The organism is Streptomyces sp. VNUA24 (assembly GCF_029167005.1).
GTDB lineage: Bacteria > Actinomycetota > Actinomycetes > Streptomycetales > Streptomycetaceae > Streptomyces > Streptomyces scabiei.
Genome location: NZ_CP119143.1, coordinates 8,342,167 through 8,362,808, shown reverse-complemented (window position 1 = coordinate 8,362,808; position 20,642 = coordinate 8,342,167). Strand labels below are relative to the sequence as shown.

Genomic DNA, 20,642 nt, shown 5'->3' with positions numbered 1-20,642 from the left:
TAGGGTGGCTGGCATGTCTACCCATGCCAAGCGTGAACGGCTTCTCTTCGCCGACCTGTTGGAGACCGCCGGACCCGAGGCCCCCACCCTGTGCGAGGGCTGGACGACCCGTGATCTGGCCGCACACGTGGTCGTGCGCGAGCGTCGCCCCGACGCCGCCGGCGGCATACTCATCAAACAGCTCGCGTCGCGCCTCGACCGGGTGATGGAGGAGTTCGCCGCCAAGCCGTACGAGGAGCTGATCCAGCTCGTACGGACCGGTCCGCCGCGTTTCTCGCCCTTCAACCTCAAGCAGATCGACGAGGCGTCGAACACGATCGAGTTCTACGTCCACACCGAGGACATCCGCCGGGCCCGGCCCGACTGGACCCCGCGCGAGCTCGACCACGTCTTCCAGGACGCGCTGTGGTCCCGTCTGGAGCGCACGGCCCGCCTCATGGGCCGCCGCTCCCCCACGGGTCTGGTCCTGCGCCGCCCCGACGGGCGGACGGCGGTGGCCCACCGCGGGGCCCCCGTCGTCACCGTCACCGGCGAGCCCGCCGAGCTGCTGCTGTTCCTCTACGGGCGCCAGCAGGTCGCCGATGTGGAGCTGGAGGGCGAGAAGGAGGCGATCGCCAAGCTGCACGAGACGAAGCAGCTGGGGATCTGAGCCGGGTCGGTGGGGCCCGGTCACCAGGTGACCGGGCCCCACCGCCCGGGGTCCGACGGCGTCAGCGCACCGGGTGCCCGGCCGTCCGCAGCGCGTTCTTGACCTCGCCGATGCGCAGGTCGCCGAAGTGGAAGACGGAGGCGGCGAGCACGGCGTCGGCGCCCGCCTCGACGGCCGGGGCGAAGTCGGCGAGCCGGCCGGCGCCGCCGGAGGCGATGACGGGGACCGTGACGTGCTGGCGGACGGCGGTGATCATCTCCAGGTCGTAGCCGTCCTTGGTGCCGTCCGCGTCCATGGAGTTGAGCAGGATCTCGCCCGCGCCCAGCTCGGCGGCCCGGTGGGCCCACTCGACGGCGTCGATACCGGTGCCCTTGCGGCCGCCGTGGGTGGTGACCTCGAAGGATCCGGCCTCCGTGCGGCGGGCGTCGACCGACAGGACCAGCACCTGGCGGCCGAAGCGCTCGGCGATCTCGCGGATGAGCTCGGGGCGGGCGATCGCCGCCGTGTTGACGCCGACCTTGTCCGCGCCCGCCCGCAGCAGTTTGTCCACGTCCTCGGCCGTGCGGACGCCGCCGCCGACCGTCAGCGGGATGAAGACCTGCTCGGCGGTGCGGCGCACCACGTCGTACGTCGTCTCGCGGTTGCCCGACGAGGCGGTGATGTCCAGGAACGTCAGCTCGTCGGCGCCCTCGGCGTCGTAGACCTTCGCCATCTCGACGGGGTCGCCCGCGTCGCGCAGGTTCTGGAAGTTGACGCCCTTGACGACCCGGCCGTTGTCCACGTCCAGGCAGGGGATGACTCGGACCGCCAGGGTCATGAAATCCACGGCTCCTTAGGATTGGCCAGATGGCCTCGGGAGGGCCGGCGAAGGCCCGCGAGCGCCTAGCCTCTGAATGCTTCGATCTCTACTTCGACGAGGATGCGGGGGTCGACGAAACCCTCCACGACCAGCAGGGTCGCGGCGGGACGCACCGGGTCGAAGATCTCCTTGTGGGCCCGCCCCACCGCCTCCACGTCCCGCATGTGGGTCAGGTACATCCGGGTACGGATCACCGACTCGGCGCCGAGCCCGAACTCGCCTAGCGCCTCGACCGCGTGGGTGAAGGCCGCCCTGGCCTGTTCGTAGGGGTCGCCCTCCCCGTGCAGCACCTCGCCCCTGAAGGCCGTCGTACCCGCCACCAGGACACGGTCGCCCGCCGCGACGGCGCGCGCGAAACCGAAGGACTCCTCCCAGGGACTCCCGCTCTGCACCCGCCGCACGGCGTCGGACGTCATGACGACACAACCTCCAGGGCCTCTTCCAGGGTGAACGCCTTCGCGTACAGGGCCTTGCCGACGATGGCCCCCTCGACACCGAGGGGCACCAGCTCGGCGATGGCCCGCAGGTCGTCCAGGGACGACACGCCCCCGGAGGCCACGACCGGGCGGTCGGTGGCCGCGCACACGTTCTTCAGCAGCTCCAGGTTGGGGCCCTGGAGGGTGCCGTCCTTGGCGATGTCGGTGACGACGTACCGCGCGCAGCCCTCCTTGTCGAGGCGCTCCAGCGTCTCGTAGAGGTCGCCGCCGTCGCGGGTCCAGCCGCGGCCCTTCAGCGTCGTGCCGCGCACGTCGAGGCCCACGGCGATCCTGTCGCCGTGCTCGGCGATGACCTTGGCGACCCACTCGGGGGTCTCCAGGGCGGCCGTGCCCAGGTTGACACGGGTGCAGCCGGTGGCCAGGGCCTTCGCCAGGGAGGCGTCGTCCCGGATGCCGCCGGACAGTTCGACCTTGATGTCCATGGCCCGGGTGACCTCGGCGACCAGGTCCCGGTTGTCGCCGGTGCCGAACGCCGCGTCCAGGTCGACCAGGTGCAGCCACTCGGCGCCCGCGCTCTGCCAGGCGAGGGCGGCCTGCAGCGGGGAGCCGTAGGAGGTCTCCGTACCGGACTCGCCGTGGACGAGCCGGACCGCCTGGCCGTCACGGACGTCCACGGCGGGCAGGAGTTCGAGCTTCGAAGCCATCAGAGGGTTCCGATCCAGTTGGTCAGCAGCTGCGCTCCGGCGTCGCCGGACTTCTCGGGGTGGAACTGGGTGGCCCACAGCGCGCCGTTCTCCACGGCCGCCACGAAGGGCTTGCCGTGCGTCGACCACGTGACCTTCGGCGCGGTGAGCGCGGGGTTGTGCGTCTCCAGGGACCAGTCGTGGACGGCGTAGGAGTGCACGAAGTAGAAGCGGGCGTCGGCGTCCAGGCCGGCGAACAGCCGGGTGCCGGCCGGGGCCTCGACGGTGTTCCAGCCCATGTGCGGCACGATCTCGGCCTGGAGCGGCTCGACGGCGCCGGGCCACTCGTCGAGGCCCTCGGTCTCCACACCGTGCTCGATGCCGCGGGCGAAGAGGATCTGCATGCCGACGCAGATGCCCATCACGGGGCGGCCGCCGGAGAGCCTGCGGTCGATGATCCAGTCGCCGCGCGCCTCCTTCAGCCCCTTCATGCAGGCGGCGAAGGCGCCGACGCCGGGCACCAGCAGGCCGTCGGCGTTCATGGCACGGTCGAAGTCGCGGGTGATCTCGACCTCGGCGCCGGTGCGGGCGAGGGCGCGCTCGGCGGACCTCACGTTGCCGAAGCCGTAGTCGAAGACGACGACCTTCTTGGGGGCGCTCAACTCCACACCTCCAGCCTCATGACACCGGCGACCAGGCACATCGCGGCGCCGACGGAGAGCAGCACGACGAGCTGCTTCGGCATGCCCTGCTTGACGAAGGAGATGATCCCGCCGACCAGGAAGAGGCCGACGACGATCAGGACGGTCGACAGGCCGTTCACAGCGCGCCCTTCGTGGAGGGCAGGATGCCTGCCGCGCGCGGGTCGCGCTCACAGGCGTAGCGCAGGGCCCGCGCCAGCGCCTTGAACTGGCACTCGACGATGTGGTGGGCGTTGCGCCCGTACGGCACGTGCACGTGCAGCGCGATCTGGGCCTGGGCGACGAAGGACTCCAGGGTGTGCCGGGTCATCGTGGTGTCGTACTCGCCGATCATCGGCGCCATCTTCTCGGGCTCGGTGTGCACGAGGTAGGGGCGGCCGGAGAGGTCGACGGTGACCTGGGCGAGGGACTCGTCCAGCGGGACCGTGCAGTTGCCGAAGCGGTAGATGCCCACCTTGTCGCCGAGGGCCTGCTTGAAGGCGGCGCCCAGCGCGAGCGCGGTGTCCTCGATGGTGTGGTGGGAGTCGATGTGCAGGTCGCCGTCGGTCTTCACGGTCAGGTCGAACAGACCGTGGCGGCCGAGCTGGTCGAGCATGTGGTCGTAGAAGCCGACCCCGGTGGAGATCTCCGTCCGTCCGGTGCCGTCGAGGTCGACCTCGACGAGCACCGACGTCTCCTTGGTCGTCCGCTCTATCCTGCCGACGCGGGCTTGGCGAGTCATGCGTCCGTCTCCTTCTTCAGTTCACGTACCGCGTCGAGGAACGCGTCGTTCTCTTCCGGGGTGCCGGCGGTGACCCGGAGCCAGCCCGGTACTCCGTTGTCCCGGACCAGGACACCCCGGTCGAGGATCGCCTGCCACACGCTGTGGGAGTCGTCGAAGCGGCCGAACTGCACGAAGTTGGCGTCGGACGCGGTCACCTCGTAGCCGATCGCCAGCAGCTCGCCGACCAGCCGGTCCCGCTCCGACTTCAGCTGTTCGACGTACTTCAGCAGCGTGCCGGTGTGCTCCAGGGCGGCCAGGGCGGTCGCCTGGGTGACGGCGGAGAGGTGGTACGGCAGGCGGACCAGCTGGACCGCGTCCACGACCGCCGGGTGCGCGGCGAGGTAGCCCAGGCGCAGGCCCGCCGCGCCGAACGCCTTCGACATCGTGCGCGAGACGACGAGGTTCGGCCGGCCCTCGATGAGGGGCAGCAGCGAGTCGCCGTGGCTGAACTCGACGTACGCCTCGTCGACCACGACCAGCGAGGGCTTCGCCGCCTGCGCGGCCTCGTACAGCGCGAGGACGGTCTCGCCCGGGACGGCGGTGCCCGTGGGGTTGTTGGGGGTGGTGACGAAGACGACGTCGGGCCGGTGCTCGGCGATCGCCTTCTCGGCGGCGGCGAGGTCGATGGTGAAGTCGTCGTTGCGGGGGCCGGAGATCCACTCGGTGCCGGTGCCGCGGGAGATCAGGCCGTGCATGGAGTACGAGGGCTCGAACCCGATCGCGCTGCGGCCGGGCCCGCCGAAGGTCTGCAGCAGCTGCTGGATGACCTCGTTGGAGCCGTTGGCGGCCCATACGTTGGCGAGCCCTACCTCGTGGCCGGAGGTGTCCGTCAGGTACTCGGCGAGGCGGGTCCGCAGCTCCACCGCGTCCCGGTCCGGGTAGCGGTTGAGGTCGCGCGCCGCCGCCCGCACCCGCTCGGCGATCCGCTCGACCAGCGCCTCGGGCAGGGGGTACGGGTTCTCGTTCGTGTTCAGCCGTACGGGGACGTCGAGCTGGGGCGCGCCGTAGGGGCTCTTGCCGCGCAGTTCGTCCCGTACGGGGAGGTCGTCGATTCCGAAGCTCACTTGCCGGGTACCTTCCAGCCGAACCGTGCCTTGATCGCCGCGCCGTGCGCGGGCAGGTCCTCCGCCTCCGCCAGCGTCACCACGTGGTGCGCGACCTCGGCCAGCGCGTCCTCGGTGTAGTCGACGATGTGGATGCCGCGCAGGAAGGACTGGATGGACAGACCGGAGGAGTGGCAGGCGCAGCCGCCGGTCGGGAGCACGTGGTTGGAGCCGGCCGCGTAGTCGCCCAGGGAGACCGGGGCCCAGGGGCCGATGAAGATCGCGCCGGCGTTGACGACGCGCTCGGCGACGGCCGCGGCGTCGGCGGTCTGGATCTCCAGGTGCTCGGCGCCGTAGGCGTTGACGACGCGCAGGCCCTCGTCGACGCCGTCGACCAGGACGATCGCGGACTGCCGCCCGGCCAGGGCGGGCCGGATGCGGTCCTCGATGTGCTTGGTGGCGCCGACCTGCGGCTCCAGCTCCTTCTCGACCGCGTCGGCGAGGGCCACGGAGTCGGTGACGAGCACCGCGGCGGCGAGCGGGTCGTGCTCGGCCTGGCTGATCAGGTCGGCGGCGACGTGCACCGGGTCGGCGGTGTCGTCGGCGAGGACGGCGATCTCGGTCGGACCGGCCTCGGAGTCGATGCCGATGACGCCGGTGAAGTACCGCTTGGCGGCCGCCACCCAGATGTTGCCCGGCCCGGTGACCATGTTGGCGGGCGGGCAGGACTCGGTGCCGTACGCGAACATCGCCACGGCGGTGGCGCCGCCGGCCGCGTACACCTCGTCGACGCCGAGCAGCGCGCAGGCCGCGAGGATGGTGGGGTGCGGCAGCCCGTCGAACTCGGCCTGCGCCGGGGAGGCCAGGGCGATCGAGGGGACGCCGGCCTCCTGCGCCGGGACCACGTTCATGATCACGGAGGAGGGGTACACCGAGCGGCCGCCGGGGGCGTAGAGACCGACGCGCTCGACCGGTACCCACTTCTCGGTGACCGTGCCGCCGGGGACGACCTGGGTGGTGTGCGTGGTGCGGCGCTGTTCGCGGTGGACGATCCGGGCGCGGCGGATCGACTCCTCCAGGGCCGCGCGGACGGGCGGGTCGAGCTGCTCCAGGGCCTCGGTGAGGGCCTTCTCCGGGACCCGTACGGAGGTCAGGCGGACCCCGTCGAACTTCTCGGCGAAGTCGATCAGCGCCGCGTCGCCCCGATGATGCACGGCCTCGCAGATCGGACGCACCTTCTCCAGGGCGGCCGAGACGTCGAAGTCGGCTCGGGGCAGCAGGTCGCGCAGGGCGGGTCCCTCCGGGAGGGCGTCGCCGCGCAGATCGATTCGGGAGATCACGTTCCCAATTCTCTCAGACCCGCGTCGGCCGACATCCGCGCGTTCCACTGGCTGATACAGGACGGCCCGGGAACCCGGAAGATCACCTTCACGTCTTGCGTTCAGGACGTCACGCAGCGGGCATCACCAGCGTAACCAGTTGCGCGATACACGTGAGTGCACTCGGGTGCGCCCGAGTGGCACAGGACGGGGGAAGGAAGAGCTGTGAGCGAGGGGCCCGGCATCCGGGACGAAGGAGAGCTGCCGGACGATCTGACGGCCGCCGAAGCGGGCATGTGGCAGGCATTCCGCAACGGCAGTGTGTACGACCTGCGCGACGGCGACCTCGCCGTGGACGACCCGCACGGGGGCCACCCCTGGGGGCCCGAGCGGACCGTACGGGCCCGGATCGTGGCCTGGCTGCTGCTGGACGGGCCGCCCGCGCTGGCCGGCCGGGTCTCGGCGCTGAAGCTGGTCGGTGTCCAGGTCAAGGGCGTCCTGGAGCTGGCGGGCGGCCAGGTGGTGCCGTACGTGGAGATGAAGGGCTGCCGGTTCGAGAAGGAGATCCTGCTGCCGGAGGCCCGGTTCACGACCGTGCGGCTGGTGGACTGCTCGGTGCCCCGGCTGGAGGCGGCCCGGCTGCACACGGAGGGTGATCTGCATCTGCCGCGCTGCCGGTTCCACAACGGGGTGCGGCTGGCGGACGCCCACATCGGCACCGATCTGCTGCTCAACCAGGCGGTCGTCTACCGCGACCGGCACGGCCGCTCGCTCTCCGCCGACGGGCTGACCGTGGCCCAGGACGTCCAGGCCGAGATGCTGGAGTCGCACGGGGAGCTGAGCCTGCGCGGCGCGACCGTCGGCGCCTCGCTCAGTCTGCGCGGCAGCCGTCTCGCCAACCCCTACGGCCGCCTCGCGCTGAACGCGCCCCAGCTGACCGTCGAGCGCACCCTCTATCTGACGCCGGCCGGCATCGGCAATCCGCTGCACACCAGCGGCAGTACGCCCGCGCGCGGGACCCGCGTGCAGCGGTTCGAGTGCACGGGCGGCATCCGGCTGGACGACGGGCGGTTCGGTGACTCCGTCGACCTGGAGCGGGCCCGCTTCACCTTCACGGACGAACAGGAGCTGTCGCTGCGCCGGGTCCAGGTGCCCGAGCTGCGGTTCCTCGGCGACCGGCCGGAGCGCGGCAAGGTGGTGCTGTCGGGGGCGCGCGTCGGCGTGCTGATCGACAGCTCGGAGAGCTGGCCGGGCCCCGGCAACCTCCACATGGGCGGTTTCCAGTACGAGTCGCTGGTGCCGCGCGACCGGTTCCCGCTGGCCAGGCGGCTGGAGTGGGTGGCGGCGGCGACCGCCGAGTACAGCCCGGAGCCGTACGAGCGGCTGGCGAGCGTGCTGCGGGCCGGCGGGGACGACGAGGGGGCCCGCGAGGTGCTCCTCGCCAAGCAGCGCCACCGGCGGCAGGGCCTGCCGCTCGCGGCCAAGCTCTGGGGCCACGCGCAGGACTGGACCGTCGCCTACGGGTACCGGCCGGGCCGGGCGGCGGTGTGGATGGCGGTGCTGTGGGCGCTGACGTCCCTGGCCTTCTCGCAGTCGGACCATCCGCCGATGAAGAGCGGCGAGCACCCGCACTGGAGTCCCTCCCTGTTCGCCCTGGACCTGCTGCTGCCGATCGTCGACCTCGGCCAGGTCGGCTACTGGCAGCTGGACGGCGGCTGGCAGTGGCTGGCCGCGGTGGTGATCATCCTGGGCTGGGTCCTCGCGACCACGGTGGCGGCGGGCGCCACCCGGCTCCTGAGCAGGAACTGAACCCGTTCTCCCCGCAGGCCGCCCGGTGCCGGGGACCTTAATGTGGGCAGCACACAACCGGAGTCGTCGTCCCGTCGTCTTGCTGGCAGAACCGCCGGTCGCGACAGCGCCGACCGCGCGGCACGACCGCGGGAACCCGGTCCGCGCGAGCGGGGCCGGTGCGAGCGCAAGGGGGTGTCATGGGGCCGCTGCGCGCGTTCGTGCGTACCGTCCGGATGGCACGTCACACCTCCCGGCTCGCCGCCGGACTGGTCCCCGACGACGAGGTGCTGCTCGACGCCCCGGACGAGCGGCTCGGGCCCGCGCTGGTGGCGGCCGGCCGCGGTGAGTACGCGCCGGCGGCGAAGCTGCTGGCGACCACCCGGGAGGCCGCCGAGTGGGAGAGCCGCGACCGGTACGCGTCACGCCTCGCCGCCTTCGCCCACGCCCGCGACACGTGGCTGCGGGCCTGGCACGCGGCGGCCCCGCACGACCCGGACGTCCTGCTGCTCAGGGCCGAGCTGGCGGTGGCCCGCGGTCTGTGCTCCCCCGCGCGTGTCGAAGTGCTGCGCGAGGCCGGTCCGTTGATCGCCGCCGCCACGGAGGCCGGGCCGCGGGACCCGGTGCCCTGGCGGATCGCCCTCGACCACGCCCGGGGCACGGGCCTCGGCCCCACCGGGTTCGAGCGGCTGTGGGCGCAGGCCGTCCGCCGCTCCCCGCACCACTACGGATGTCATGTGGCGGCCCTGAGGTACCTCTCGGCCGCCTGCTGCGCCCGCTGGAACGACACCCCGCACACCTCCGGGTGCTCGCACGGCGGATGCTTCGACTTCGCCGAGCGGGCCGCCGAGGACGCGCTGCCCGGCTCCCTCGTGCGGGCCCTGCCGGTGCGGGCGGCCCTGGCGTACCTCACCGAGGACGGCGGGACCGTGATCCCCCGCGCACGGCTGGACGCGGCGGCGGACGGCGCGCTCGCGCTCTCCGCCGCGTACGCGCCGGGCGACCCCTGGCCGGCGGAGGTCCGCAACCTGCTGACGTACGTCCTGGTGCGCCTGGAGCGCTGGCCGGACGCCCTGGCCCAGCTGCGCATGATCGGCCCGTACGCCACGTCCTTCCCGTGGGACGGGATGTCGGGCGATCCGCTGGGCCAGTTCCTGCAGTTGCGGGACGGCGTACGGCTGGAAGTGGCGTGCTCGATCCCGCTGCGCGCACGGCCAGAGCCGCCGGGGCGGGCCGCAGGATAGCGCCCGCGGGAGGTCACCAAACGAGTACGGACGAACGCGCGCGCCCCGACGACCATTAGGCTCTGGCCTCGTGACCACCGTCCGGCTGCCGCTCTTCCCCCTGAACTCGGTGTTGTACCCGGGGCTCGTGCTACCTCTGAACATCTTCGAGGAGCGCTATCGCGCCATGATGCGCGAGTTGCTGAAGACCCCCGAGGACCAACCCCGCCGCTTCGCCGTCGTCGCCATCCGCGACGGCCACGAGGTCGCGCCGAGCGCTCCCGGCATGCCCGATCCGACCGCGCAGCCCGACCGGGGCCCCACCGCGGGCTTCGGCGGCGAACCGACCAAGGCGTTCCACTCCGTGGGCTGCGTCGCGGACGCGGCGACGATCCGGGAACGCGACAACGGCACCTACGAGGTGCTCGCGACCGGGACGACCCGGGTGCGGCTGCTCTCGGTGGACACCTCGGGCCCGTTCCTCGTGGCGGACCTGGAGGAACTGCCGGAGGACGCCGGTGACGAGGCGGGCGCGCTCGCGGAGGGTGTGCTGCGGGCGTTCCGCCAGTACCAGAAGCGGCTCGCGAGCGCCCGGGAGCGCTCGTTGTCCACGGGTGCGGACCTGCCGGACGAGCCGGCCGTCGTCTCGTACCTGGTCGCCGCCGCGATGATGCTCGACACGCCCGCCAAGCAGCGGCTGCTGCAGGCTCCCGACACGGCGTCCCGGCTGCGGGACGAGCTGAAACTCCTGCGCGCCGAGTCCGCCATCATCCGTAGTCTGCCGTCGTTGCCCGCGTCGGAGCTGACGCGGAGCCCGACGAGCCTCAACTGACGTACACGGATAGGCCGATGGCGAAGAAGTCGAAGAAGCAGCAGGCGGGCGGCACGCCCGCCACGGTGGCCCTGAGCGCGGCGGGCGTGGAGTTCACCGTGCACGCGTACGAGCACGATCCGGCGCATCCGTCCTACGGCGAGGAGGCGGCCGAGGCGATGGGCGTGTCCCCCGAACGGGTCTTCAAGACCCTGGTGGCGGACGTCGACGGCGCGCTCGTGGTCGCGGTCGTGCCGGTGGCGGGCTCGCTGGATCTGAAGGCGCTGGCGACGGCGGTCGGCGGCAAGCGGGCGGCGATGGCCGATCCCGCGCTGGCGGAGCGCACGACGGGCTATGTCCGGGGCGGGATCTCCCCCCTCGGCCAGCGCAAGCGGCTCCGCACGGTGCTGGACGCGTCCGCGGAGGGCCACGAGACGATCTGCGTCTCGGCGGGGCGGCGCGGTCTGGAGGTCGAGCTGGCCCCTCGGGACCTGCGGACGCTGACGGAGGCGGTCACGGCACCGATCGGCCGGGGGTGACGCTCCGGGGGGCGGGTGGGGGTGCGTTCTCGGGTGCGGATGAGTGGGGGCTGGTCGCGCAGTTCCCCGCGCCCCTGAAAGCCCAGGCCCTGCGGGCCTGAAAAGCGCGGGGCGCAGCCCCGGTTTTTCAGGGGCGCGGGGAACTGCGCGAGAAGCCCCACCGGACCCGCACCCGACAACGCACCCCACCCGCACCCCGGAGGGCCTACGTACCGTGGCCGTCCTCGAACACCGGCGGCTCCGGATCCCGCGGCCCGAACACCGCCGTCAGACACAGATGGACCAGCATCGCCGCCATCGGCCACACCAGCAGCGCCCCCTTCGCCGCCAGTTTCAGCGGCGCGGAGAACGTCACCCCCTGCCCGACCTCCTTCGCCCGCGCCGCGACGTCCGTCTCGGGCCCGAGCCAGACCCCGAGCCGCCACGCCAGCACGCCGCCCAGCAGGCCGCCGACGGTGAGCGCCACGACGAGCGGAACGCCGCCGTGCCGGCGCAGCAGGAAGACGACGAGCGCGGACAGCGCGCCGGCGCCGAGGGCCAGCAGGACGAACGTCCCATCGACCCCCACGGCCTGTTCGCCCTCGGTGTCCTTGAAGTAGACCGCCGACCCGTCGGAGACGAGCGGTACGTGCGGCGCGAGCCACCACCACAGCAGACCGAGCAGCACCCCGCCGACCAGCGCGGTGACCACGGTGACGACGGCGGCCTCGGTCAGCTCGGTCCGCAGTCCGGGACCGGCCGGCTTCTGCGGCTCGTACCAGAGATCCGCCCCGCCCCCGCCGCCCGCGGGCGGCGGACCCCAGGGGTCGTTCGGGGACTGGTCGTGCGGCGGCGGAGGGGGAGTCAACGGTGCGGTCACCCTGCCATCGTGCCAGGCCCGGCAGCGCGCCGCGTCACCGGACGGCGGCCCGCCGGTACGCCCAGGTGGCGACGGCGAGCGAGACGACGCCGACCCCCGCGCACACGGCGAGGTCCCCGAGCACGAACGCCCAGTCGGGGTGCGGCCCGAAGGTCCGCGCGAGGGCCTCCACGCCGTACGTCGAGGGCAGCAGGTCCCGTGCGAACTGGATGAAGCCCGGCATCCGGTCGGCCGGCAGCACGCCCAGCAGCAGCGCCGCGGACATGCCCAGCTGTCCGAGGACGGTGGCCAGTTCCGGACGCGGGGCGAGCAGGCCCAGCGCGGCGCCGAGCCCGGCGAGCGCGGCCCCGGCGAGCGGGATCACCGCGGCGAGCACCCAGAGGTGGGCCAGCGGCAGTCCGAAGAGCACACAGCCGAAGACGGCGGTCACGACGGTCCCCGGCACGGTGAACGAGGCGTACGCCCCCGCCGCGCCCAGCACCACCGCCGCCGGCGGCACCGGCAGCGTCGCGTAGTGGTCGAGGCCGCCGCTGGAGCGCAGCTGCCCGAAGTACTGGGCCAGCAGGTTCAGGGCGACGAAGGCGACCACCAGGACCGCCGAGCCGGCGACCACGGCGTGGGCCTCGGCCCCGCCGTCCACCACTCCGCGCATCAGGACCATGATCCCGACGGACTGGAACGTGGCCACGAACAGCAGCGGGATCCGCGCGACCCGTGCCCGGGACAGCTGCGCCCGGTACACGGCGCAGAGCGAGGGCCACAGGCGCGCACGGGGCCCCAGCTCGGCGGCCGCGCGCTCCACGCGCCCCTCTGCGGCCAGGGCCTGACCCGGCAGGATCTCGGCGGGTACGACACTCACGTCGAGCTGCTCCTCTGCGCTTCGGCTGTCGCCCATTGTCGTACGGCCGCGGCAGCCCTGCCGTTCACGTCCGCACCGGCCTTGCTCCGGTCCACGCCCGTGACCCTCACCCCTTGACCAGTCCGTGTGCGCTGCCCGCGCTGCCGCCGAGGGCCAGGTAGACGTCCTCCAGGCTCGGCGTGGCGAGGGTGAAGTCGTCGAGCGCCACGAAGGCGGCACCGCCGGTCACCGTGGCCACCACCGCCCGCGCCTCCTCGGGGGCGAGCCGGAGCGTCCAGCGGCGCCCGGACTCCACGGCACGCGGGCGCAGCGCGGCGACCTCGGGCACGTCCAGCGGGGCGGTGTCCCGCCACACCAGCTCGACGCGCACCTCACCCGCGACCTGCTCCTTCAGCCCGGCCGGGGTGTCGCAGGCGATGACCCGTCCCTGGTCGAGGACGGCGACGCGGTCGAGCACGGTCTCCGCCTCGATGACGTTGTGGGTGACCAGCAGGACGGTGGTCCCGGACTGCGCCCGGCGGCGGTCGACGGCGGCCCACACGGCCCGCCGGGCCACCGGGTCCATGCCGCTGGTCGGCTCGTCGAGCACCAGCAGGGGTCGCTCCCCGACGAGCGCGGTGGCGAAGCAGGCGAGCCGCCGCTGCCCGCCGGACAGCTTCTTCAGCGGCCGTGCGGCGAGCCCGGTCAGCCCCAGCTCCTCCAGCACGGCGTCCCGCTCGGCCCGGGCCCGTCGTACCTCCAGCCCGCGCAGCCGCCCCGTGGTCTCCGCGGCGAGCGCCACGGTCAGCTCGTCCAGGGCGGTCGACTCCTGCCCCAGGTAGGCGAGGATGCGTGCGGCCCGTTCGGGGTGGCGCACGATGTCGTGGCCCAGGATCTCGACGGTGCCGTCGTCGGGCCGCATCAGTCCCGTGAGCTGCCGCACGAGCGTGGTCTTGCCCGCCCCGTTGGGGCCGAGCAGTCCGAAGATCTCACCGCGCCGGATCTCCAGCGCCACCGCGTCGTTGGCCCGCACCTCGGGAGTCCCCGGTGTCCCGCGGCGTCCCCGGGTCGCCGGATACGTCTTGGTGAGCCCCCGCACAGCACACACGACATCCCCGCCATGCCGGACCGCCTGTGCCGTACGCGTACTCACGAGGAACGAGCCTAAGGGGTCCGGGGGGCCCTCCTGTCCTCGGGGCACTGCAGCACGCCCCTTCAGGGGGTCAAGCGCCCCTACCGCTCCCCCGCCGGCGCGTGCTCGACCCCCGTCCGCACGTCGATCTCCCGCCAGAACCCGGCCCTGATCGCGTACCGGTCGTGCTCGTCGATCTGGTCGTCCTTGTGCGCCAGCAGTCCGAACCGTGCCGCGTACCGCAGCAGCTCCCCGTCGACCCGGTGCGGCACCCGCGGGTACATCCCCGACAGCTTCTGCAGATGCGTCTGGTCGGTCAGCCGGGCCATCCATCGCCGGGCGAACACCTGTCCGACCTCGAAGGGGTCGCCGCCGACCGTGGTGATGTCCTCCTCCCGGTCGGCCCAGCGCTGCTCCGCGCTGGTCAGCTGGGCCAGGGTCGGCATCGCCGCCGCCTCGGGCGGCTCCGCCGCGGCGCCGGGCCGGTCCACCCAGCCCTTGTCGGAAGACCACCGCAGGGTGGCCGTCGCCGGGTGCTGGGCGGTGTGCGCCCCCGGTCCCCGCATCGCCGCGAGGTCCTTCGGTGTCGGTACGCCCTTGTGCGGGGCGGCCCGCTCCTCGGTCCCGTTGCGCGCGGCACCCGCGGCCGAGGCGTGCTCGGGCTCCCCCTGCGGCCGCTCGGCGGCGGCCGCGAGGGCCGACTCGGGCAGCGGCGCCGAGAGGATCGCGGCGATCTCCGGCCGCGGCACCGGCTGCGGCGCGCAGACCCCGCCGACGTCCTTGGCCCGCACTGCCTTGGTGATCCACATCCGGTCGAGCACACGCCGCTCGTCGGCCTCGGCGACCAGGTCCTCGGACTGGTTGTAGTCCCCGTCGGCGGCCTGCACGGCCCACAGGTGGACGGCGACGCCGTGCTCCTTGGCGGCCATCATCCCCGGCAGCAGATCTCCGTCGCCGGTCACCAGGACCACGTCGGAGCAGGCACGGTTGCGGGCCAGCTCGGTCAGTTCGGCGTGCATGGCGGCGTCCACGCCCTTCTGGGCCCACCGCCCGTCGCTGCGGGTCAGCGCGCCGAGCCGCACGGTCACCCGGGGCATCACGCGCAGCCTGCGGTGCTCGGGCTGCGGGACGCGGTCGGGGGCGCCGTCGAACCAGTAGATGCGCAGCAACGGCCGCTCGGTGTCGGCCTCGGCGCGCTCGCGCAGCCCCTGGATGAGGGCGGCGTGATCGACGGTGATGCGGGAGCGGGAGGGTTCCCCGGCGAGGAGACTGGCGGCCGCGCCGAGCAGATACCCGGCGTCCACCAGGACGATGCAGCGGTCCACGCGATCCACCCTCTTTCCGGGAGGTTTGCTTCGGGCTTCCTTCGAGTCTGCCCGACCGCGCGGAGGTTAACGGCCGGAACTCGATCTTCGGCGTGGCGTCTTCGCCGCGCGTCCTCCCGTGACACGGCACACGGTCCGACAACTCTCGTCACGGACGGTGATTTTCCGAAATGCGCGCCTTGTCATGCTATGTGAATCTGGTCGCGGCCCTGGCCCCTAGACCCCCTTCAGGAGGCAGATCCCCATGGCCAAGAACAAGAAGCAGGACCGTAAGCAGCCGCAGTCCGAGCGTGGTCGGCAGGAGGCCCAGCACTCCTCGATGGAGTCGCAGACCGAGACCCGCATGACGCAGGTGACACCCGGCGACATGGCCCGCAAGGGCCGGCAGAAGCGTTTCGGTCACAACTGACATCGGCGCAACGGGCTGTTGCAGCCCGGACACACCGAGGGGCGCGTCCGGAACACCGGATGCGCCCCTCGCGCGTTCACGCCGCCCCGGCCCGCCGGGGTCCGCTCAACCGGCCAGGCAGGACGGGCCGAGCAGCACCTTCAGATCGCCGAACAGGGCCGGGTCCGGCTTCACCCGGTGCCGGTCCAGGCGCAGCACGGTCGTCTTGGTGGGGCCCTGGAGCCTGATCCGGACCTCGCTGTCGCCCTTGTGGTGCGTGAGGATCTCACCGAGCCGGCTGACCATGGGCGGGGTGACACGGGTGGCCGGGATGGTGAGAATCACCGGCGCGTTGGTGCCCGCGTTCGACAGGTCGGGGACCTGCATCTCCATGGCGACCAGCCGCGGAACCTCCTCGCGCTTGTCGAGGCGGCCCTTGACGAACACGACCGCGTCCTCGACGAGTTGGGTCGAGACGAGCTGGTAGGACGCCGGGAAGAACATGCACTCGATCGAACCGGCGAGGTCCTCCACCGTGGCGATCGCCCAGGCGTTGCCCTGCTTGGTCATCTTGCGCTGCAGGCCGGAGATGATGCCGCCGATGGTGACGACCGCGCCGTCCGCGTGCTCGCCTCCGGTGAGCTGGGCGATGCCCGCGTCGGCCTTGTCGGAGAGCACGTGCTCCAGGCCGAAGAGGGGGTGGTCGGAGACGTAGAGACCGAGCATCTCCCGCTCCTGGGCGAGGAGATAGGTCTTCTCCCACTCGTCGGTGGTGAACTCGACGTCGAGCCCGAAGCCCGGCTCGCTGCTCTCCTCCTCGCCCATGCCGCCGAAGAGGTCGAACTGGCCCTCGGCCTCCTTGCGCTTGACCGCGACCACGTTGTCGATCATCGAGTCGAAGTGCGCGGTGAGGCCCTTGCGGGTGTGCCCCATCGTGTCGAAGGCGCCCGCCTTGATCAGCGACTCCGTGGTGCGCTTGTTGCAGGCGACGGCCTCGACCTTGTCGAGGTAGTCGGGGAAGGAGGCGTACTTCCCCTTGGCCTTGCGGCTGCGGATGATCGACTCGACCACGTTGGTGCCCACGTTGCGCACGGCTTCGAGGCCGAAGAGGATCACGTCGTCGCCCTGGGCGGCGAAGTTGTGCTCCGACTCGTTGACGTTCGGCGGGAGCACCTTGATCTTCATACGCCGGCACTCGTTGAGGTAGACGGCCGACTTGTCCTTGTCGTCCTTGACCGAGGTCAGCAGCGCGGCCATGTACTCGGCCGGGTAGTTGGCCTTGAGGTACGCGGTCCAGTAGGAGACGAGGCCGTACGCGGCGGAGTGGGCCTTGTTGAAGGCGTAGCCGGCGAAGGGCACCAGGACGTCCCACAGCGCCTGGATGGCCTCGTCGCTGTAGCCGTTCTTCTTGGCACCGGCCTGGAAGATGGTGAAGTTCTTCGCCAGCTCCTCGGGCTTCTTCTTGCCCATCACGCGGCGGAGGATGTCGGCCTCGCCGAGCGAGTACCCGGCGATGATCTGGGCGGCCTTCTGCACCTGCTCCTGGTAGACGATCAGGCCGTAGGTGACCGCGAGGACCTCTTCGAGCGGCTCCTCCAGCTCCTTGTGGATCGGTGTGATCTCCTGGCGCTTGTTCTTGCGCTCCGCGTAGTTGATGTGCGAGTTCATGCCCATCGGGCCCGGCCGGTAGAGGGCCGAGACGGCGGAGATGTCCTCGAAGTTGTCGGGCTGCATCTGGCGGAGCAGGGAGCGCATCGGGCCGCCGTCGAACTGGAAGACGCCGAGGGTGTCACCGCGGCAGAGCAGTTCGAAGGTCTTGGGATCGTCCAGCGGCAGGGCGAGCATCTCCAGGTCGATGCCCTTGTTGGCCTTCACCATCTTGATGGCGTCGTCCATGATCGTGAGGTTGCGCAGGCCCAGGAAGTCCATCTTCAGCAGGCCGAGCGACTCGCACTGCGGGTAGTCCCACTGGGTGATCGTGACGCCGTCGGTGTGCCGCACCCAGATCGGGGCGTGGTCGACGATGGGCTCGCTGGACATGATCACGCCGGCCGCGTGCACACCCATCTGCCGGACCAGGCCCTCGACGCCCTTGGCGGTGTCGATGACCTTCTTCACGTCCGGTTCGTTCTCGTACATCGACCGGATCTCGCCCGCCTCGCTGTAGCGGGGGTGGGAGGGGTCGGTGATGCCGTTGAGGTCGATGCCCTTGCCGAGGACGTCGGCGGGCATCGCCTTGGTGAGCCGGTCGCCCATCGCGTACGGGTAGCCCAGCACGCGCGCGGAGTCCTTGATGGCGTTCTTCGCCTTGATCTTGCCGTAGGTGCCGATCATGGCGACCTTGTCGGCGCCGTACTTCTCGGTCACGTACCGGATCACCTCGACGCGCCGGCGCTCGTCGAAGTCGATGTCGACATCGGGCATCGAGATGCGCTCGGGGTTGAGGAACCGCTCGAAGATCAGTCCGTGCGGGATCGGGTCGAGGTCGGTGATGCCCATGGCGTACGCGACGATCGAGCCGGCGGCGGAGCCTCGTCCGGGGCCGACGGCGATGCCCTGGCTCTTGGCCCACATGATGAAGTCGGCGACGACGAGGAAGTACCCCGGGAAGCCCATCGAGATGATGGTGTCCATCTCGTACTCGACCTGCTTCATGCGGTCGTCCGGGATGCCGTCCGGGAAGCGGCGGTGCATGCCGCGCATGGTCTCCTCGCGGAACCAGGTGACCTCGGTGAAGCCCTCGGGGATGTCGAACTTCGGCATGAGGTTCTTGGCCTCGAACATGCCGGAGGTGTCGATCTGCTCGGCCACCAGCAGGGTGTTGGCGCAGCCCTCCTGCCAGGCGTCCGAGGAGTCGACGGCGTACATCTCCTCGGTGGACTTGAGGTAGTAGCCGGTGCCGTCGAACTTGAAGCGGTCCGGGTCGGAGAGGTTCTTGCCCGTCTGGATGCACAGCAGCGCGTCGTGCGCGGTCGCCTCGTGCGCGTAGGTGTAGTGCGAGTCGTTCGTGACCAGCGGCGGGATGCCGAGCTTCTTGCCGACCCGGAGCAGGTCCTCGCGGACCCGGTGCTCGATGTCGATGCCGTGGTCCATCAGCTCCAGGAAGTAGCGGTCCTTGCCGAAGATGTCCTGGTACTCGGAGGCCGCCTTCACCGCCTCGTCGAACTGGCCGAGGCGCAGCCGGGTCTGCAGCTCGCCGGAGGGGCAGCCGGTGGAGGCGATGAGCCCCTCGGACCACTGGGAGATGGTCTCCTTGTCCATCCGGGGCCACTTCTGCAGCCAGCCCTCGGCGTACGCGTCCGAGGAGAGCTTGAAGAGGTTGTGCAGACCCGTCCTGTTCGCCGCCCAGATCGTCTTGTGCGTGTAACCGCCCGAACCGGACACGTCGTCCCGCTTCTGGTGCGGCTGGCCCCACTGGATCTTGCGCTTGTTGCGCCGGGACTCGGGGGCGACGTACGCCTCGATGCCGATGATCGGGGTGACGCCGGCCTTCTTGGCGGAGTGGAAGAAGTCGTAGGCCCCGTGCAGGTTGCCGTGGTCGGACATGGCGATGTGGGTCATGCCCATCTGGTTGCACGCGTCGAACATGTCCTTGAGCCGCGCGGCACCGTCCAGCAGCGAGTACTGGGTGTGGACGTGCAGGTGCGTGAACGGCGGCTTTGACACGGCTTCGGCCTCCAGGGGACACAACAGGGGAAACAGGCGTGAACGACTTCCCCACCGGCTGCGGACAGTCCGGGGGACAGCGTCGAAGTCTATGCCTCGGGACTGACACCGGGAGGGGTGTCCCCCGTACCTTTCGGGGAGGAGCCGCGGGCACTCGCGCGCGCCTTCGCACGTTCAGAAGTCGACCCACCCGTGATCACCAGGAGGCACCCCGCGATGTCGGTCCCCCAGCTCGACGACGAGCGACGCGGCGAGGAGATCCTCGCCGTCTTCGACACCGCCTTCGGCCAGCTCCTGGCCGCCGACCCGGCCGCGTTCCGCGTGAAGTTCCGGAAGATGGCGGCCTCGGCCTTCGCGTTCTACCGGGGCACGGCGTGCCTGTTCTACAAGGACCTGGACGACGAGAAGGGCTCCGGTCCGTATCTGGACGAGCGCACCTCGCGCGTGTGGATCCACGGCGACCTGCACGCGGAGAACTTCGGCACGTACATGGACTCCACGGGCCGCCTGATCTTCAACGTGAACGACTTCGACGAGGCGTACGTCGCGCCCTTCACCTGGGACCTGAAGCGGTTCGCCGCCTCCGTGGCGCTCATCGGGTACGCGAAGGCGCTGAGCGACGAGCAGATCACGGAGCTGGTGGAGACCTACGCGGCCGCCTACCGCGAGCGGATCCACGCCATAGCGGCCGGCGCCAAGCGGGACGAGGTCCCTCCGTTCACGCTGGACACCGCCCAGGGCCCGCTGCTGGACGCGCTGCGCGACGCCCGCTCGCTGACCCGCTTCGGCCTCCTGGACTCGATGACGGAGATCCGTGACTTCGAACGCCGGTTCGCGCCGGGCGGCGGCTCCATCGAGCTGGACGCGGCCACGCGCTACAAGGTGCTGGCCGCCTTCGACGGCTATCTGGAGACGCTCCCGGAGTCCTCGCTGACCCGCCCGGACTCCTACCGGGTGAAGGACGTCGTGGGCCGCCGGGGCATCGGCATCGGCTCGGCGGGCCTGCCGTCGTACAACATCCTGCTGGAGGGGCAGAGCGACGCCCTGGAGAACGATGTGGTGATCTACATCAAGCAGGCCCAGACCCCGGCCGTCTCCCGGCACATCACCGACCAGCGGATCCGGGACTACTTCCAGCACGAGGGCCACCGCACGGTCATCTCCCAGCGGGCCCTCCAGGCGCACGCGGACCCGTGGCTGGGCTGGACCGAGCTGGACGGCGCCGGGCAGCTGGTCGCCGAGGTGTCGCCGTACGCGGTGGACCTGGACTGGAGCGACATCGACGACCTGGAGGAGATCGCGGCGGTCGTCGCCGACCTCGGCCGGGCCACGGCCACCATGCACGCGGCGGCGGACGACCTGACCGGGCAGTCCCTGGTGCCGTTCTCCACGGAGCGGGCCATCGACGCGGCGATCGCGGCCGACGAGGAGGGCTTCGCCCCGCTCCTGGTGGACTTCGCGCACGCCTACGGGGCACGCGCGCGCAGGGACCACCAGATCTTCGTCGACCTCTTCCGCAACGGCCGGATCCCCGGCCTGCGCAACCACTGAGGCCCGGGGGAGGGACGTCGGCGGGGACGAGACCTCGCGCACTCACAGGGACCTTTTAGCGGTCCCTT

20 protein-coding genes are annotated in these 20,642 nt (G+C 71.5%); 7 read left to right on the top strand and 13 right to left on the bottom strand.

Annotation, left to right across the window (positions count from 1 at the left end; all coding sequences use genetic code 11):
- The first annotated feature begins 13 nt into the window (after positions 1–13).
- Positions 14–649 carry a TIGR03085 family metal-binding protein gene (locus PYR72_RS35845; RefSeq protein ID WP_275459150.1) on the top strand — a complete coding sequence of 212 codons (636 nt, stop codon included), beginning with the start codon at positions 14–16 and terminating at the stop codon, positions 647–649.
- 61 nt (positions 650–710) lie between these two features.
- Here PYR72_RS35845 and hisF read toward each other — a convergent pair whose 3' ends face one another.
- From hisF to hisD, 8 genes are all read right to left on the bottom strand, one after another.
- Positions 711–1,466 (bottom strand): imidazole glycerol phosphate synthase subunit HisF, encoded by a 756-nt coding sequence (gene hisF / locus PYR72_RS35840; RefSeq protein ID WP_275459149.1) that lies wholly within the window; start codon positions 1,464–1,466, stop codon positions 711–713.
- Between the two features lie 65 nt (positions 1,467–1,531).
- Positions 1,532–1,924 (bottom strand): RidA family protein, encoded by a 393-nt coding sequence (locus tag PYR72_RS35835; RefSeq protein ID WP_275459148.1) that lies wholly within the window; start codon positions 1,922–1,924, stop codon positions 1,532–1,534.
- Positions 1,921–2,649 (bottom strand): bifunctional 1-(5-phosphoribosyl)-5-((5-phosphoribosylamino)methylideneamino)imidazole-4-carboxamide isomerase/phosphoribosylanthranilate isomerase PriA, encoded by a 729-nt coding sequence (gene priA, locus PYR72_RS35830; RefSeq protein WP_037727990.1) that lies wholly within the window; start codon positions 2,647–2,649, stop codon positions 1,921–1,923. The genes PYR72_RS35835 and priA overlap by 4 nt, the downstream gene beginning before the upstream one ends.
- A complete protein-coding gene (hisH, locus tag PYR72_RS35825; protein WP_037727988.1) occupies positions 2,649–3,290 on the bottom strand; it encodes an imidazole glycerol phosphate synthase subunit HisH in 642 nt (213 codons plus the stop codon). Before hisH ends, priA begins: the two co-directional genes overlap by 1 nt.
- Positions 3,287–3,451, bottom strand: a complete 165-nt coding sequence (locus tag PYR72_RS35820; RefSeq protein WP_275459147.1) for a hypothetical protein — start codon at positions 3,449–3,451, stop codon at positions 3,287–3,289. Before PYR72_RS35820 ends, hisH begins: the two co-directional genes overlap by 4 nt.
- Positions 3,448–4,050 (bottom strand): imidazoleglycerol-phosphate dehydratase HisB, encoded by a 603-nt coding sequence (gene hisB / locus PYR72_RS35815; RefSeq protein WP_275459146.1) that lies wholly within the window; start codon positions 4,048–4,050, stop codon positions 3,448–3,450. Before hisB ends, PYR72_RS35820 begins: the two co-directional genes overlap by 4 nt.
- The gene (locus PYR72_RS35810) at positions 4,047–5,156 is read right to left on the bottom strand and encodes a histidinol-phosphate transaminase (protein WP_275459145.1); all 1,110 of its coding nucleotides are present in this window, start codon (positions 5,154–5,156) and stop codon (positions 4,047–4,049) included. Before PYR72_RS35810 ends, hisB begins: the two co-directional genes overlap by 4 nt.
- Positions 5,153–6,475, bottom strand: a complete 1,323-nt coding sequence (gene hisD / locus PYR72_RS35805) for a histidinol dehydrogenase (RefSeq protein WP_275459144.1) — start codon at positions 6,473–6,475, stop codon at positions 5,153–5,155. The genes PYR72_RS35810 and hisD overlap by 4 nt, the downstream gene beginning before the upstream one ends.
- A 204-nt stretch (positions 6,476–6,679) precedes the next feature.
- On the opposite strand from hisD, the gene PYR72_RS35800 reads away from it, so the two are divergent.
- The 4 genes from PYR72_RS35800 (at position 6,680) to ybaK (ending at position 10,815) form a co-directional block, all read left to right on the top strand.
- Positions 6,680–8,263: an oxidoreductase gene (locus PYR72_RS35800; protein WP_275459143.1), complete on the top strand. Its 1,584-nt coding sequence runs from the start codon at positions 6,680–6,682 to the stop codon at positions 8,261–8,263.
- 179 nt (positions 8,264–8,442) lie between these two features.
- Entirely contained in the window at positions 8,443–9,486 is a 1,044-nt protein-coding gene (locus PYR72_RS35795) for a hypothetical protein (protein WP_275459142.1), read from the top strand.
- 70 nt (positions 9,487–9,556) lie between these two features.
- The gene (locus PYR72_RS35790) at positions 9,557–10,297 is read left to right on the top strand and encodes an LON peptidase substrate-binding domain-containing protein (RefSeq protein ID WP_275459141.1); all 741 of its coding nucleotides are present in this window, start codon (positions 9,557–9,559) and stop codon (positions 10,295–10,297) included.
- Positions 10,298–10,314: 17 nt separating this feature from the next.
- A complete protein-coding gene (gene ybaK / locus PYR72_RS35785) occupies positions 10,315–10,815 on the top strand; it encodes a Cys-tRNA(Pro) deacylase (RefSeq protein ID WP_275459140.1) in 501 nt (166 codons plus the stop codon).
- A 205-nt stretch (positions 10,816–11,020) separates the two neighbouring features.
- Here ybaK and PYR72_RS35780 read toward each other — a convergent pair whose 3' ends face one another.
- The 4 genes from PYR72_RS35780 to PYR72_RS35765 all read right to left on the bottom strand — a co-directional run bounded on the left by PYR72_RS35780 (position 11,021) and on the right by PYR72_RS35765 (position 14,969).
- Positions 11,021–11,674, bottom strand: a complete 654-nt coding sequence (locus PYR72_RS35780) for a DUF2567 domain-containing protein (protein WP_275459139.1) — start codon at positions 11,672–11,674, stop codon at positions 11,021–11,023.
- A gap of 34 nt (positions 11,675–11,708) precedes the next feature.
- Complete coding sequence (locus PYR72_RS35775) at positions 11,709–12,569, bottom strand: ABC transporter permease (protein WP_275459138.1); 861 nt, start codon at positions 12,567–12,569, stop codon at positions 11,709–11,711.
- Positions 12,570–12,639: 70 nt separating this feature from the next.
- A complete protein-coding gene (locus tag PYR72_RS35770) occupies positions 12,640–13,665 on the bottom strand; it encodes an ABC transporter ATP-binding protein (RefSeq protein WP_275459137.1) in 1,026 nt (341 codons plus the stop codon).
- An 80-nt stretch (positions 13,666–13,745) separates the two neighbouring features.
- Positions 13,746–14,969 carry an NYN domain-containing protein gene (locus tag PYR72_RS35765; protein ID WP_275459136.1) on the bottom strand — a complete coding sequence of 408 codons (1,224 nt, stop codon included), beginning with the start codon at positions 14,967–14,969 and terminating at the stop codon, positions 13,746–13,748.
- Between the two features lie 244 nt (positions 14,970–15,213).
- Here PYR72_RS35765 and PYR72_RS35760 point away from each other — a divergent pair, with 244 nt between their 5' ends.
- The gene (locus PYR72_RS35760; protein WP_275459135.1) at positions 15,214–15,378 is read left to right on the top strand and encodes a hypothetical protein; all 165 of its coding nucleotides are present in this window, start codon (positions 15,214–15,216) and stop codon (positions 15,376–15,378) included.
- A 105-nt stretch (positions 15,379–15,483) separates the two neighbouring features.
- On the opposite strand, the gene dnaE is transcribed toward PYR72_RS35760, so the two are convergent.
- On the bottom strand, positions 15,484–19,023 hold the full coding sequence (gene dnaE, locus PYR72_RS35755; protein ID WP_275459134.1) for a DNA polymerase III subunit alpha: 3,540 nt from the start codon (positions 19,021–19,023) through the stop codon (positions 15,484–15,486).
- Positions 19,024–19,239: 216 nt separating this feature from the next.
- On the opposite strand from dnaE, the gene PYR72_RS35750 reads away from it, so the two are divergent.
- Positions 19,240–20,574 carry a DUF2252 domain-containing protein gene (locus tag PYR72_RS35750; RefSeq protein ID WP_275459133.1) on the top strand — a complete coding sequence of 445 codons (1,335 nt, stop codon included), beginning with the start codon at positions 19,240–19,242 and terminating at the stop codon, positions 20,572–20,574.
- Positions 20,575–20,642 lie beyond the last annotated feature (68 nt).